Origin of the sequence: Sphingomonas lycopersici, assembly GCF_026130605.1 — a bacterium.
In the GTDB taxonomy this organism is placed as follows: domain Bacteria; phylum Pseudomonadota; class Alphaproteobacteria; order Sphingomonadales; family Sphingomonadaceae; genus Sphingomonas; species Sphingomonas lycopersici.
Genome location: NZ_JANFAU010000009.1, coordinates 131,582 through 145,066, shown reverse-complemented (window position 1 = coordinate 145,066; position 13,485 = coordinate 131,582). Strand labels below are relative to the sequence as shown.

At 61.7% G+C, this 13,485-nt stretch carries 9 protein-coding genes and 1 pseudogene; 6 read left to right on the top strand and 4 right to left on the bottom strand.

The window, feature by feature from the left end; translation table 11 throughout:
- Nucleotides 1-15: 15 nt before the first annotated feature.
- Both NED98_RS17025 and NED98_RS17020 read right to left on the bottom strand, forming a co-directional pair.
- Nucleotides 16-1,227, bottom strand: coding sequence for an ABC transporter substrate-binding protein (locus NED98_RS17025; protein ID WP_265313802.1), 1,212 nt, complete (start codon nucleotides 1,225-1,227; stop codon nucleotides 16-18).
- Entirely contained in the window at nucleotides 1,224-1,805 is a 582-nt protein-coding gene (locus tag NED98_RS17020; protein ID WP_265313800.1) for an ANTAR domain-containing response regulator, read from the bottom strand. The genes NED98_RS17025 and NED98_RS17020 overlap by 4 nt, the downstream gene beginning before the upstream one ends.
- A gap of 322 nt (nucleotides 1,806-2,127) precedes the next feature.
- On the opposite strand from NED98_RS17020, the pseudogene NED98_RS17015 reads away from it, so the two are divergent.
- Together NED98_RS17015 and NED98_RS17010 are read left to right on the top strand one after the other, a co-directional pair.
- Nucleotides 2,128-2,755, top strand: a pseudogene (locus NED98_RS17015) (tyrosine-type recombinase/integrase).
- A gap of 486 nt (nucleotides 2,756-3,241) precedes the next feature.
- Nucleotides 3,242-3,985 (top strand): PEPxxWA-CTERM sorting domain-containing protein, encoded by a 744-nt coding sequence (locus tag NED98_RS17010; RefSeq protein WP_265313799.1) that lies wholly within the window; start codon nucleotides 3,242-3,244, stop codon nucleotides 3,983-3,985.
- 525 nt (nucleotides 3,986-4,510) lie between these two features.
- Here the strand turns inward: NED98_RS17010 and NED98_RS17005 are convergent.
- Complete coding sequence (locus NED98_RS17005; protein ID WP_265313797.1) at nucleotides 4,511-4,912, bottom strand: hypothetical protein; 402 nt, start codon at nucleotides 4,910-4,912, stop codon at nucleotides 4,511-4,513.
- Nucleotides 4,913-4,985: 73 nt separating this feature from the next.
- Here NED98_RS17005 and NED98_RS17000 point away from each other — a divergent pair, with 73 nt between their 5' ends.
- The 4 genes from NED98_RS17000 (at nucleotide 4,986) to NED98_RS16985 (ending at nucleotide 10,032) form a co-directional block, all read left to right on the top strand.
- The gene (locus tag NED98_RS17000; protein ID WP_265313796.1) at nucleotides 4,986-6,542 is read left to right on the top strand and encodes a recombinase family protein; all 1,557 of its coding nucleotides are present in this window, start codon (nucleotides 4,986-4,988) and stop codon (nucleotides 6,540-6,542) included.
- A complete protein-coding gene (locus NED98_RS16995) occupies nucleotides 6,539-7,417 on the top strand; it encodes a plasmid partitioning protein RepB C-terminal domain-containing protein (RefSeq protein WP_265313795.1) in 879 nt (292 codons plus the stop codon). The genes NED98_RS17000 and NED98_RS16995 overlap by 4 nt, the downstream gene beginning before the upstream one ends.
- Nucleotide 7,418: 1 nt before the next feature.
- Nucleotides 7,419-8,324 (top strand): plasmid partitioning protein RepB C-terminal domain-containing protein, encoded by a 906-nt coding sequence (locus NED98_RS16990; RefSeq protein ID WP_265313794.1) that lies wholly within the window; start codon nucleotides 7,419-7,421, stop codon nucleotides 8,322-8,324.
- Between the two features lie 346 nt (nucleotides 8,325-8,670).
- Nucleotides 8,671-10,032, top strand: coding sequence for an anti-phage deoxyguanosine triphosphatase (locus NED98_RS16985; protein ID WP_265313793.1), 1,362 nt, complete (start codon nucleotides 8,671-8,673; stop codon nucleotides 10,030-10,032).
- On the opposite strand, the gene NED98_RS16980 is transcribed toward NED98_RS16985, so the two are convergent.
- Nucleotides 10,029-13,403, bottom strand: a complete 3,375-nt coding sequence (locus NED98_RS16980) for a TM0106 family RecB-like putative nuclease (protein WP_265313792.1) — start codon at nucleotides 13,401-13,403, stop codon at nucleotides 10,029-10,031. The genes NED98_RS16985 and NED98_RS16980 overlap by 4 nt on opposite strands.
- Between the last annotated feature and the right edge of the window lie 82 nt (nucleotides 13,404-13,485).

Sequence of the window (13,485 nt, the reverse complement as noted above, 5' to 3'; positions counted from 1 at the left end):
CATGCAGCAAGAACGTCAGGGGAGCGCGGCGAGATACCCTTGCGCGTCGTCGGGATCGAAGGCACGGCCGTCGAAGAAGCGGTCGCTGCCCAACACCAGCCTGCCTTGCGTCGATCCGGCACCGATCGGAGCGCCGAGCGCACCCTCCAATTTGGCGCTCGCGCCCGGGAGCGGCGCGCCGGAGCCAGCGAGAGCGGCGCGGTACAGATCGGGACGGAAGGTTCCCGCTGCGGCTGCCGCCTCGGCCGGGTCGAACGGACGACGATCCCAGCGCTGCATCTGCGTGTAGAGCCACGCCGCCTGGCTGCGCCAGGGAAAGTTCGCCGCTTCGCGATATTGGAACATGAAATCGGGATAATGCACCGGCTCGCCGCCGGGGACGACGCGGATACGATCGGTGATCGCGCGCAGGATCGCGTCGACCGGTGCGTCGAGATAGGCGGGGCGGGCGAGGATCGCGGCGCTTTCCGCCGCCGTGTCGGGCGCAACGAAATGCGCCGCCGCGGCGTGGAGTGCGCGGAGCAGTGCCGCAACCGCCTCGGGCCGCGCGGCGGCGGTCTCGGCCTTGAGTGCGAGCACCTTTTCCACCCCGCGCCGCCAGATCTGCGCGGTGGCAAGCCCGATCCGCCCGACACCGCGATCGACCGCGATCGAGTTCCAAGGCTCGCCGACGCAGATGCCGTCGACCTCGCCGGCGGCGAGCGCATCCGCGGCAAAGGTCGGGCTGGTCACGACGATCTCGACATCGTCGTCGGGGCGGATGCCGACCCCGGCGAGCCAGTAGCGCAGCATGTAATTGTGGCTCGAATAGCGATGCACCACCCCGAAGCGCAGCGGGCGCCCGGCTGCGACGCGTTCGGTAGCGACCGTTTTGAGCGCAGCGCCGAGCGCGATCGGATCGCCGAGCGCATCGCCGAGCCTGCACGCCGCGCCGAGCGCGGTCGAGAAGGTGACCGCATTGCCGTTGAGCCCGAGCACGAACGGTACCACGAGCGGCACCGCCGGCCGATCGCGCCCGAGCGTCGTCGCGATCGCCAGCGGGGCGACGAGGTGCGCGGCATCGGTATGGCCGTAAAGCAGGCGATCGCGCACCGTCGCCCAGGTGACGTCGCGGACGAGATCGATCGCGACGCCTTCGCGCGCGGCGAAACCGAGTTCGTGCGCAAGGATCGGTAGCGCGGCATCGACCAGCGGCACGAAGCCGATACGGAAAGCCTCGGCGCTCACGGCAAATCTCCCATCAGCGCGTCGCTGGTCACGATCGCCTCGGCCACCTCGGCGATGCGGCGATTGGACTTCATCGCATGCCCGCGCAGCAAGGCGTAGGCCGCCGGCTCATCGAGTCCGCGGCGCTTCATCAGGATCGCCTTGGCGCGATCGATCGTCTGGCGATCGGCCAGCGCGTTCTTCGCCTCGGCCAGCTCGGCTTGCAGCCGCGAGAAGGCGGCGAAACGCCGGATCGCTACGTCGAGTACCGGCTTGATGCGCTGTTTGGACAGGCCATCGACGACATAGGCCGAGACCCCCGCGTCGATCGCCGCCATCGTCGCATCGGCATCGGACTGGTCGACGAACATCGCGATCGGGCGTGCGAGCGCGCGCGACACGGCGAAGAAATCCTCGAGCATATCGCGGCTGGGATTTTCGAGGTTGATCAGCACCACCTCGGGCGCCGCCGCCTCGATCTGCGCGACCAGCGGCCCGGCGGGATCGATCAGCGCGACATCGGTCAGGCCAGCATCGCGCAGGCCATCATGGATGATCGCCGCGCGCGTCGTGCTGGTATCGATGATGGCGATCTTCACGATCCGTCGCCGTACAGCGGCGCGGGCGATCGGGCCAGTGGCTGTATTGACCGATTGCGCACGAAACAATGTGACTGGAGGTCAGGCGAGATCCGATTGCATACGACCGAGCTCACATACGCGTGTCGTCAACGACGGGGCCCGGGTAATGCATTAGACACCGGGGATGACCAAAACTGGGGCGACTTCTGCCCGGCGGCTAAGAGATTGTACCATATTGGTTCTGATTGGCTTGAGACGGCGCGGAAGCCATCGCCCCGCGCCAAGCCAATCGACTTCACCGCGTTCACTCGATGGCCAATCGGGGCCGTGGAGAAGGATGATGGGACATTCACAATATGACCCCATGCAGTTGCGAGCTGCATGGAAAGGGCAAAACGGTGGGCAGCAAACGCCCGCTGACACAGAAGCAGATTTGGGCGGTTCGCTTCTTCCTGGACCGGGAGGGGCGCCTTCGCGATCGGGCGCTTTTCGACTTGGCAATCGACAGCAAGCTGCGCGGCTGCGACCTGGTCAAAATCAAGATCGCTGATCTGGTCTCTGGTGTGGAGATCAGAACGCGGGCGATGGTCATACAGCAGAAGACCGGTCGTCCCGTTCAATTCGAGCTGACCGCCGATGTCCGGGGAAGCCTCCTGGCGTGGCTGGAACGGCGCGGCGGAGCGATCGACGATTTTGCATTCCCTAGCCGGATTAATCGCACCGGTCACATCAGCACCAGGCAATATGCCCGGCTCGTAGACGAGTGGGTCACCGCCATCGGACTCCGGTGCGCCGATTATGGCACGCACTCGCTGCGTCGGACGAAGGCATCAATGATCTACAAGGCCACTGGGAACCTGCGGGCGATCCAGATATTGCTCGGGCATACGAAGATCGAGAACACCGTCAGGTACCTCGGCGTTGACATCGAGGATGCCTTGATGCTCGCTGAGCGGACTGAAATCTGACTTTGCGGCCCTTCCGACGCCGGAGGGGCCGCCCTCACAGAAGACGGCAACGCGCCCACTTGCCGCCGTTCCGGCGCGCGATTCCGTTTCCCGAAACCGGGCAGTCTGTTTTTTTGATGCGAGAGGAGATCGATAGCGCCCGGCGCAGGTGGTGCGCTGAATGGTATCTTTCGGGGGAGGAAATCGCATAGCCGCTATCACGTGACAACTGGATCGTGACCTTAGCCGCTGCTCGGCTCAATGAGCCGGTTCGCTATCGTTAACAATTTCCCGAAGCTCATCCGCTGCCGTTCAAACCTCCCCGTTCATCCGTTGGGCAACAGTCATTCATCGGGCTGCGCCCCAGCATCGCAGGTGTGGCGCTCAGCCCTGCGTTGATCTGTTGACAGCTTGCCCACCCGGTCGTTCCAAAATGAAACATAGATGAACTTGACGTTAAGCACGAGCGTTCCTACGCGAGCGACAAACGGGGAGCTCAATATGAGAATGCATGAATTGCTCGCGGTCACGGCTGCCGTCCTGTTTCCAGTCTCGGCGGACGCGGCGGTTCAGGTGCTTACCGTTACGGGCCACATCAATTACATCGGGGCGGTTCAGCGCGGCCAACCAGCCAGCGCGCCAAGCGAGCTGATTGCTCTTGGTGATACATATACGCTGACCGCTAGATTTGATCCTGCCGTCGCGCAGCCAGACCAGGTCGGGGTGCCCGACCCAACCACGAGTATCTATGACCTCCCCGGTGCCACCATTTTGTTCCGGGCCGGTTCCTACTCGACTACCTTGAGTGCAGGTTTGAATCTCAGGTCATGGGCGCAGTTTTTCAACGACACTGTCTCTGGAAGCCGAGTGGTGGACGGGCAGGTATTTGGATTCCACAATTTCTATGTAGGATCTTCGAAAGAGTTCCCTTTTTCCATTGGTCAGGGAACAATATTTGAAGCAATTTCCGCTCAGGCTTTCGACTATACAGGCACGGCTCGCGTCAACATCCTGATTTCTGACATCCAGCCGTATAGCAAGTTCGGATCAAAAGGGATCTCTTATTCCTTGCGTAACTATGACACGGGGTATTTCGCTGAAGTGCATGGCAATGTAACTGATATTTCTTTGGCGAGCGTCCCAGAGCCCGCAACCTGGACACTGATGATCATGGGGTTTGGCGCTATTGCGGCCGCGACGCGCCAACGTCGAGCTAAACTGCGCGTCACGGAAAAAAGGTTGACGGCGTGACTCGGCGTTGATCCAAGGGTTGATCTTTGGACGTCAGCTTGGTCAGACGGGTTCCGGTGCTGTCCCGTCCCCGGCGTCAACTGCATATGGTAGCGAATTCCAGCCGGATGCCACCGGGAACGAGGACCAGAAGGTGACGCGTGGCCGATCCCGGACAGTTGGGCCTGGCTCCGGGTCGACGATGAAGTCGGGACAAGCGCTGACTTTCTGCCACGCTCCTTTCAAGGCGTCCTCGTCGGCGACGGCGCGCGAAAGACGCCTTGTGTGAAGCGCGGGCAGAGCAGCGAACGGCGAAGCACGAGTCGTCATCAGCTGGTACCACAAGGCCCACGCGTTCGACAACAAAGCGCCTCATTTCGGTCGTTCCCGAGCTCAAATGCTTTTCCCGAGAACCGCCGGTCCGATTCGGGTCCGCCGGCGCATCGCCGGAAGCTGCCGAACGGCTTTTGGCTGGGACGAAGCCGTCGTTCGCTAGTCCGATGGCGCGCGACGAGTTACGGTCCCCTTCCGCCACCCGGGACCAATCTAAGTGGGACCATCTGGTTCGTGAGGATCGGATCCAAAGAGGTCGTTCAAGGTGCGGATCGCCGATCGCAACTGCTCGCGCGCTGCGGCCATCTGCAGCGCTTTCACCAACTCCTCGTGGCCTGATCGGCAAAGCACCAATTGCAGCAGGACGTCTGAGTGCCGCATCAATTCTACCAGACACTCGGCGTTGGGACCGTTACGGCCACTGAACCAGTTTTTGACCGTCCGTTCGTTGCTTCCGATCAGCCGCGCGACGACCTTGATCTTGCTCGGCGTATTCCCGAATTCCGCCCTTAGCGCACCGGCTATCGCAACGACGAAAGGGACCGGTTCACCTGATTCCGGAAAAATATTTCCCTGTTCGGCGCGAAACTTTCGCTCCTTTTTCGAAAACGACATGCGCCCCTCCCAACCATAGAAGAAGTGGGTTCATCATATCATGGGGCTAGCCCCGCGACTGGTGAGGGGCCTGGTGAAGAAGAGCAGCCAGCAGGAAGAAGAGGCGGGGAAGCGCGCGGCGCAATATGTCCGCATGTCCACGGATCACCAGAAATATTCCACCGAAAATCAGGCAGACATCATCGCCTTATATGCCGACGAGAAGGGCCTCAGAGTCGTCCGTACATATGCTGATGAAGGGCGTAGCGGTCTCGATATCGCTGGGCGCGATGCCCTCCAACGGCTGATCCAAGATGTGCTATCGGGAGCGGCCGACTTCGAGCACATCCTCGTCTACGACATCTCGCGATGGGGTCGGTTTCAGGACGCTGACGAGAGCGCCCATTATGAATTCATCTGCCGCGAGCGTGGTATTCAAGTCCACTATTGCGCCGAACAATTCGACAACGACGGTAGCTTCCAGGCCAATATGATGAAGACCGTCAAGCGCATGATGGCGGGTGAATACAGCCGGGACCTGTCTGCCAAGGTGTTCAAAGGGCAGTGTCGTCTCATCACGCTGGGTTATCGTCAAGGCGGCCATGCCGGCTACGGCCTGCGTCGGCATCTGGTCAATGAGCGCAACGAGATGAAGGCGCCGCTTGCCCGAGGCGAGCACAAGAGTCTCCAGACGGATCGTGTCATCTTGGTGCCAGGGCCGCCGGAGGAGGTGGCCACGGTCCAGCGCATCTATGCGCTCTTTGTGGTCGAACACCGGTCAGAACGGGAAATCGCTGAAATTCTGAACCGCGAGAGTCTGCGAACGGACCTCGATCGATCTTGGAATCGTGCGGTTGTCCGGCAAATTCTCACCAACGAAAAGTATATCGGCAACAACATCTACAATCGCGTCTCGGCCAAACTGAAGCAGAAGCCGAAGGCTAACGAGCCTAAGGAATGGGTGAGGGGTGACGGAGCCTTCGATGCGATCGTCGATCCAGACATTTTTATCGCGGCCCAGCGGATTCTGACTGAACGTGCGCGACGGTTCAGTGACGACGAACTCCTCTCCCTCCTGAACGATCTGCTGGTTAGCCGCGGCGCGCTCTCGGGCATGATCATCGACGAGATGGAGGAGATGCCCTCTAGCGCAGCATATCGCCATCGCTTCGGCAGCCTGATGCGGGCCTATCGGTTGATCGGCTATGTCCCCGCACGCGACTATCGTTTCGTGGAAACGAATAGGGTGCTGCGGCTGATGCACCCAAAAGTTCTGGAGGAGACACGAGCCGAAATCGAACGGCTCGGAGGGAAGGTGGAGTTCGATCCGCGCACGGACTTACTGACCGTGAACGAGGAGCTGACGATCTCCATCGTTTTGGCGCGGTGCCTGGTCACTCCTGGGGGATCACTCCGTTGGAAGATTCGGCTGGATTCCGGATTAAAACCGGACATCACCGTCGCCGTGCGGCTGGCGCCGGATAATAAGCAACCACGGGATTACTACCTGCTTCCCTGGCTTGACATCGGTACGAGCCGAGGCGTTCGGCTCTCCGAGGATAATGGCTTCGATATCGACACTTATCGGACCGAAGCCCTCGACCCGCTCTACCATCTTACCCGCCGCTATTCGCTTCTGAGGGTATCATGACTGGTAGTTCAGAGATCCAGGCGATTCCAATCAGCAGCATCGATATCCTCAATCCGCGCGTCAGGAACCGAAGGATCTTCGACGAGCTGGTCGAGAGCATCCGGGCCGTTGGATTGAAACGGCCCATAACAGTTCGACGCATTCCAGACAGTGCGCGGTACGAACTCGTATGCGGGCAAGGGCGGATGGAAGCGTTCCAGAAGTTGGGTCAGGTTTCCATTCCGGCGATGATCACCGAAGCCAGCCGCGAAGATTGCTACGTCATGAGCCTTGTCGAGAATCTCGCTCGCCGGAACTTAACTCCGCTCGAACTCATCAGAGAGGTCGGGGCCATACGCGACCGAGGATACACCCCTAGCGAAATCGGAAAAAAATTGGGATTCAGCCAGGAATATGCGTGGTCGATCTGCATGTTACTGGAAAATGGAGAGGAGCGTCTACTCGACGCCGTAGAGCGCGGAGTCATTCCCACGGCCATCGCCGCTGAGGTCGCGCGCGCCAACGACGAGGATGTCCAGCGCGCTCTGGCCGAGGCCTATGAGACCAAGGCTCTGCCCGGCAATCAGATCGTCGCCATTCGTCGCATTGTCGAAAATCGGAATATGTTCGGCAAGGGAATCCACGCTACCGGGTTGAAACAGAAGCCCGGAAGCAAGCCTACAGCCGCTTCCATGGTTCGTATTTATCAACGGGAGGTCAACCGTCAGAAAGCAATGGTAAAGAAGGCAGCGCTGACCCAAGGCCGGCTTATTTTCATCGTCAATGCCTTGAAGAAATTGCTGGACGAAGAACATTTCGTCACGCTGCTACGCGCTGAATCGATGATTACGCTTCCGCTTCCATTGGCTGAGAGACTGGGGATTTCTCATGGATAAAATGGAAAAGATCCGGATCGCCTTCCAACCGGAGGTTTTCACCGTGCGGCTGGATGATATTCTACCCCTTCGGAAGATGACACGAGCCATAGCCGTGTCTCGAAAGTACGGACGAATAAAGAGTTCGATCAATACGGTAGGATTGATAGAACCGCTTGCCGTGGCTCCGCAGGAGAGCGATGGCAAGCGAATGCTTCTTGATGGCCACCTACGCTACCATGCATTGCGTGAGTGCGGAGTGATGGAGACGAAGTGCATCGTCGCCGATGATGACGATAGCTTTACCTACAATAAGCGCGTGAATCGGCTCTCGACGGTGCAGGAACATTATATGATTAGGCGAGCAATTGAGCGAGGGGTTCCCGAAGAAAAAATCGCTACGGCACTCGGAATGCAGATGAGCGCGCTCAATCGCCGCAAGGGATTGCTGTCAGGAATTGCGCCGGAGGTAGCAGAGCTGCTGCAGGACCGGAATATTAACACTGTTACCTTTGACATCCTGCGAAAGATGAAGTTCCTCCGCCAGGTCGAGGCGGCCGAGTTGATGATCTCGGTGAACAATTTTAGTCTCAGCTATGCCAAAGCAATCCTCGCGGCAACAAAGCAGAGCGACCTCGCCAAGCCAGATCAGCCCAAGAAGATTCTGGGTATGACGTCCGAGCAAATGGCGAAAATGGAGCGAGAGCTGGACAAATTGAACCGGGATTTTAAGGCGGTGGAGGACACGTATGGCGACGACGTCCTGCATCTGGTCATGGCGTCACGGTACCTCAGTCGGCTCGTCGAAAACGAGAACGTTCACGAATATCTGGATAAACGACATCCGGAGATGTTAGTCGAATTCCAGACGATCATAGGTGCCACCTCGCTAGACCAAATGGGGCCCGCTGACATGTTTCCTCGATAAGCTTAGGTGGCTCGCACAACGGGAACTTCTTTCGCGCCCTTAGGGCCAGTAACCGTTGGTCCGCAGGCGGCCCAGAAGCGGCTGTGCAGCTCTGGACATGAACCGCCCGCCGGGAACGCGCCTCATCCCTGCCATTCAGCCCTATGTTGGAGGTCCCTAGAATCGGACATAGACCGGTAGGCCAACTGCTGGCGGGAGCTTGACCTTTTGGCGACGTGATCGACAGCCTACCCAACTGAATGCCGAGGCCGCCGCGTCAAACTTGTTTGATCCAACTCAATGTGCTTTCGCATCCCAAGCGCTGCAGCCGATCCATGCGGCAGACAACAAGGGGCGTTTGAAAAGAATGACCGCCGAGCCTAACGCTGACATCTGGAGTGAACGCCGAGAGGGTTGGACAGCCGGCAAGTCCGACGCCCGCGACGCCGCGGCTACTGATTACGCCCGCATCGTCCACTCCGCATCGTTCCGGCGGTTGCAGGGCAAGACCCAGATCCTCAACCTTGGCGATAGCGACTTCTACCGCAATCGGCTTACCCACTCGATCGAGGTCGCCCAGATCGCCGGCGGGATCGCGCGTCAGCTGAGCAAGGACTTCGCCAGCCATGACGCAGCGCCTTGGATTCCGGATCTCACGATGATCCAGGCGATTGGTGCGACGCACGATCTTGGACATCCGCCGTTCGGGCATGGTGGCGAGGTCGCGCTCCACTACGGCATGCGCACGAACGGCGGCTTCGAAGGGAACGGGCAGACACTTCGCATCCTTAGCCGGCTCGAGAGCTTCTCCGACAACAACGGCGCCAACCTCTCTCGCCGCTCGCTCCTCGGCGTGCTCAAATATCCAGCGCCCATGAGTGTGGTGCAAAGCGCAGCGAAAAAGCTGCAACCCGCGCTGCTCGGTGACACGTCGGTCGTGCACCTCATTGATCGAAAGGCATGCCGCCCGCCGAAATGCTATCTCGACAGCGAGAAAGACGTGGTCGACTGGCTACTCGATCCCTTGCCCCAGGCTGACCGCGACCTGTTCACCTCCTGGAAGGCGGTCGATGGCGACCATAGCGAGACCGAGCACAAGACGTTCGACTGTAGCATCATGGACCTGGCCGACGACATCGCGTTCGGGGTCCACGATCTGGAGGACGCGCTGGCGATGGGGCTGATGAACGCAGCCGACATCACGGCGATGATCCCCGAGGAGTCCTGCAGAAGCTTTCTCGAATATCTCCAGAGCCGCGAGAACTTCGGCAATGACGTCTATAAGGGCTTCGTCCGGGTGCTCACCGGCGACCAGCGTACGCGCAAGCGAAACATTGGCCGGATGGTGACGCATCTGATCACCTCTGTCGAGATCAGGACCGAGGGCGCGTTCGACACGCCGCTGATGCGTTACCGGGTCGATTTGCCCGAGCGCCAGCGCACTTTCCTCAAGGCCCTGAAGAAGGCCGTGAAGGAGAAGGTGATCCGGAGCGCGGCGGTCCAGCACCTTGAGTTCAAGGGCCAGAACATGGTTGTCGCGGTGTTCGAGGCGCTCGCGACCGACCCCAGGTCCCTCCTCCCCGAGGGCACCCGGGCCCGCTACGAGGCTGCAGACGACAAGATGCGCGTGATCTGCGATCACGTCGCAGGAATGACCGACGGCTTCCTGCTGCGCACCTACGAGCGCCTCTTCAGCCCGCGCATGGGCTCGGTCTTCGACCAGATTTAGGCGGTTGGATCAGCTGCGCCCGCCGCCTGCGCCACCGCGAACCGCCGCGCCCAGCACAGGCCATTGACCAGCTCCATCTGGGCGATGGTCGAGCACGGGATTTCAAGCAGCCGCGGGTTTGCGAAGATGATCGCGAGGCACCGCGCCCGACTGATCGCGACGTTCAGGCGATTGCGGCTGTAAAGGAACTCGATATTGCGCGGCAGATCGTCCCCACTCGAGGTTGCCATCGACACCAGCACGACCGCCGCCTCCTGTCCCTGGAACTTGTCGACCGTGCCGACCCTGGCACCTACGGGCAGCGTCGCTTTCAGAAGCTCGACCTGCATGTTGAACGGGCTGACTACCAGGATGTCCTCGACACCGATCGACCGCACGACACCCTTCCGGTCGCGCCAACGCTGGCCGAGAAGTGCGCGGTAAGTCCGATCGAGCCGCTCTGCCTCAGGGCGTGAGCGCTGGGTGCAGCCAAGACTGTCGACGAACACGAAGCGCAGCCCCGCCGACGCGATCGCCTCTGGATCGAGAGCGGGATCGGCAAGCAAACACTGCAACTCGGTGCCGGGCGCTGAGCGCAGCCGGCGCTCATAGACAGCCGCCGACACGAACGCGCAGAGGTCGGGATGCATGCGCCGCGTCTCTGCCAGGAAAACACCACGTTCGGTCGGAACGGTCGCGTGATCTTCGAGCAGGTGCTGGAGGGCGGACACGCCGCTACCCCGCGGATGGGTTCCCTGGATCGGCTGTGCAAGCTGCATCTGGTCGCCGACGAGCACGATGTTGCGCGCGGCGACGCCTGTCGCGACAACGTTGGCCAGACCAACCTGCCCGGCCTCGTCGATGAAGAGATAGTCGAAAGCCTGATCGTGTTCGGGCCGGGCGAACAGCCACGCGGTGCCTGCGACGAGCTGGTGCCCCGCCGTCACGGCCTTGTTGTCCAACGTCTCCTCGATCCAGCCGCCAGTGCCCAGCATCTGGTCCTCTCGGCTGCTCTTTTTGATACCACGACAACGCAATCCGTTCGTTTCGGCGAGCGCCTCGACCTCCCCCAGCAACTGGTTGATCGCCTTATGACCATTCGACGCGATACCGACGCGCTTGCCCGCCGCAAGCAGCGCGACGATCGCCTGCGATGCCGTGTAGGTTTTGCCCGCGCCCGGCGGTCCCTGCACGAGCAGGTGGCTTCCCTGCAGCGCCATGAGCGCGTCGATCGTGGCGGGCAGCGGCTCTACGCCATCTGCTACGACCGGTGCGCCCGGCGCGCGGTCGCCGATGGAGGGAAGGTCGCGCCGCAGCACCGAGACCACCGCCGAATAACGGTCGGCGTTGCCGTCCCGCACTGCTTCGGCGAAGCGATAGACCGCAGCACGCAGCGCCGCGTCGCCAACCGGTCCGGCCGGGATCAGCGCCGCGCCGGGATCGAGCGGCGTCCGGCTCGGCCCGAGCTTCAGCTCGATCACGCCTTCGTCCTCATTGATCGAGATCACGTCCCCGGCTGGTTCGAGGGAGCCCGCGCGCCGCGGGCTGTCGCCGGCCTTCAGTTTGAAGTCCTGCGCGGGGAAGGTGAACGTGTGGATGGTCGACTTCTTATCCGGTCGCGGCGGCACGTCGGGATGCGGCTCGAGACCCGCCAGGCACTCGGCGTCTTCCAGCAACTCCGTGTGCGGCAGGTCCTGACGAGAGAACACCGCCCACCAGCCGGGCTTGCTTTCGCGGCGGTGGAACTCAAGGAGATCGACCAGCAGCTGGCACCAGCCCTCTGCACCATGCTCGCCAGCGAGCAGCGCGGCGGCCATCTCAGCGACCGCCCGTTCGGCCTCGTTGCGCTGGTCGCCGCCACCAATATCGGCGTCGGCCGGCGTATACCAAGGCGTGCCAGGCGCGCGCATACCGGCAAGCCAGTCGCGGCACTTCAGTGTCGAGCTGCAGTCGACCCGATTGTACTCGCCAATCTCCTCCAGCAGGCGGCCGTCACGGGTGCGCCGCCATCGCTCGTACATGACGATGCTGTCGCCGGCTGTCGTGACCTCACCGCCGCGCGCCTCGCCCAAGTAGAACTTCTCCATGTTCTTGATCGAGTAGGCCGGCTCCGACGTCCGGATCCCCTCGCGCACAACGCGGTATAGGTCGACCAGGCGATGGCCGCGCAGGAAATCGTCGACCTCGCGCTCGCGCGTACCATGCAGCATCGCGAGCCGTTTGAGCGCCGTCTCCTCGTAGGCGGCATAGTGGTAGATGTGGGCGTCGGGGTAGTGCTCCAGCCGGGCAACCATGAAGTCGACCGCCCGCTGGAAGGCGTCACGTTCCTCATCCCGGTCGTGGGCCCAGAACTCGTGGAACTGTTCCTCACCGTCATCGACCGTCACAATGCCGAACAGATACTCAAGCCCGCCGTCGAACAGCGGATCACCCTCCATATCGAAGAACATGTCGCCGGCGCTCGGCCGCGGCAGCCGCGCCAGACCCCGACCGGGTCCGGGAGCGAGCCGTTCAACTACGCGCTCGCCCGTCTGGCGCTGATGCGCCTGCAGCCGGGCCTGCTCGCGCAGCTTCCATAATGTCTCTGGTTGAATTCCATCGACGTCAACACCGGGCGGCAGGGCGGCGAGCGCGTTCAGGTCCGGCACGCCGGCGGCGCGTAGCGCTTCGGCCTGCCCACGGGTCAGGCCCGCGACGATGCTCAGGTGGTCATCGGCCTCCCACTCAGCCTTACAGGCCGTGGCCCAGCGGCAAAATGTGCAATGCCCGCAGGGCGCTCCCTCCGTCTCGGGCGGCGTCGCGGTGAACCCGAGGAAACGCTCGCGCGCAAACTGGAAATAGTGGATCACCGCGTCGACCCGCACGGTCGCCATCGTGCCGTCACCGAGCGCCACATGCATCCGCTCCGGCGCCACGCCCTGCTCGCGGGCAAGGATATCGGAATAGATGCACATCTGGATGAGGTGCTTGGGTTTCGCCGATCGCGACAGCTTGGTGTCGGCCACCTCGTAGGAATAGTCACCGAGCGCCGAACGCCGCGGCACCTTGAGCAGGAAATCCGAGTAGCCCTGCCATGGCCCCTCAAGGAACGCGCCCTGATAGATCACATCGGCGCCTTCGCGTAGTGCGGCACGGGTGCGCTCAGACTTCGAGACGATATCGTCGTCACCGACGATATCGATCACCGACTTGCCCTGAGACTTCAGGTTCTCGAGAAAGGCACGCTCGTGTTCGAGCCCCTTCTGCTGAAGCAGCACCGTCTGATCGTCGTCGGGCAGCAGCGCGACCGGCGCGACCAGCTGGCGCAGATCGAGGCCCGTTGCGTGCGCACAGCCCATGAAGTTCACCAGATCGCTCGCTGAGAACAACGTGGCGCCGTTGCGCGACTGCATGCCTTCCTCCCCGTTCCAGTGCCCCTCCGCCGCCCGCAGTGGAGGACACCGCTCAATCACCTTTTAGCTCGCCGCGTCGCGA

Coding starts and splice junctions, on each gene's coding strand:
- NED98_RS17010 (WP_265313799.1), top strand. CDS start 3,242: ATGCATGAATTGCTCGCGGTCACGGCTGCCGTCCTGTTTCCAGTCTCG.
- NED98_RS16995 (WP_265313795.1), top strand. CDS start 6,539: ATGACTGGTAGTTCAGAGATCCAGGCGATTCCAATCAGCAGCATCGAT.
- NED98_RS16990 (WP_265313794.1), top strand. CDS start 7,419: ATGGAAAAGATCCGGATCGCCTTCCAACCGGAGGTTTTCACCGTGCGG.
- NED98_RS16980 (WP_265313792.1), bottom strand. CDS start 13,403: ATGCAGTCGCGCAACGGCGCCACGTTGTTCTCAGCGAGCGATCTGGTG.
- NED98_RS17005 (WP_265313797.1), bottom strand. CDS start 4,912: ATGTCGTTTTCGAAAAAGGAGCGAAAGTTTCGCGCCGAACAGGGAAAT.
- NED98_RS16985 (WP_265313793.1), top strand. CDS start 8,671: ATGACCGCCGAGCCTAACGCTGACATCTGGAGTGAACGCCGAGAGGGT.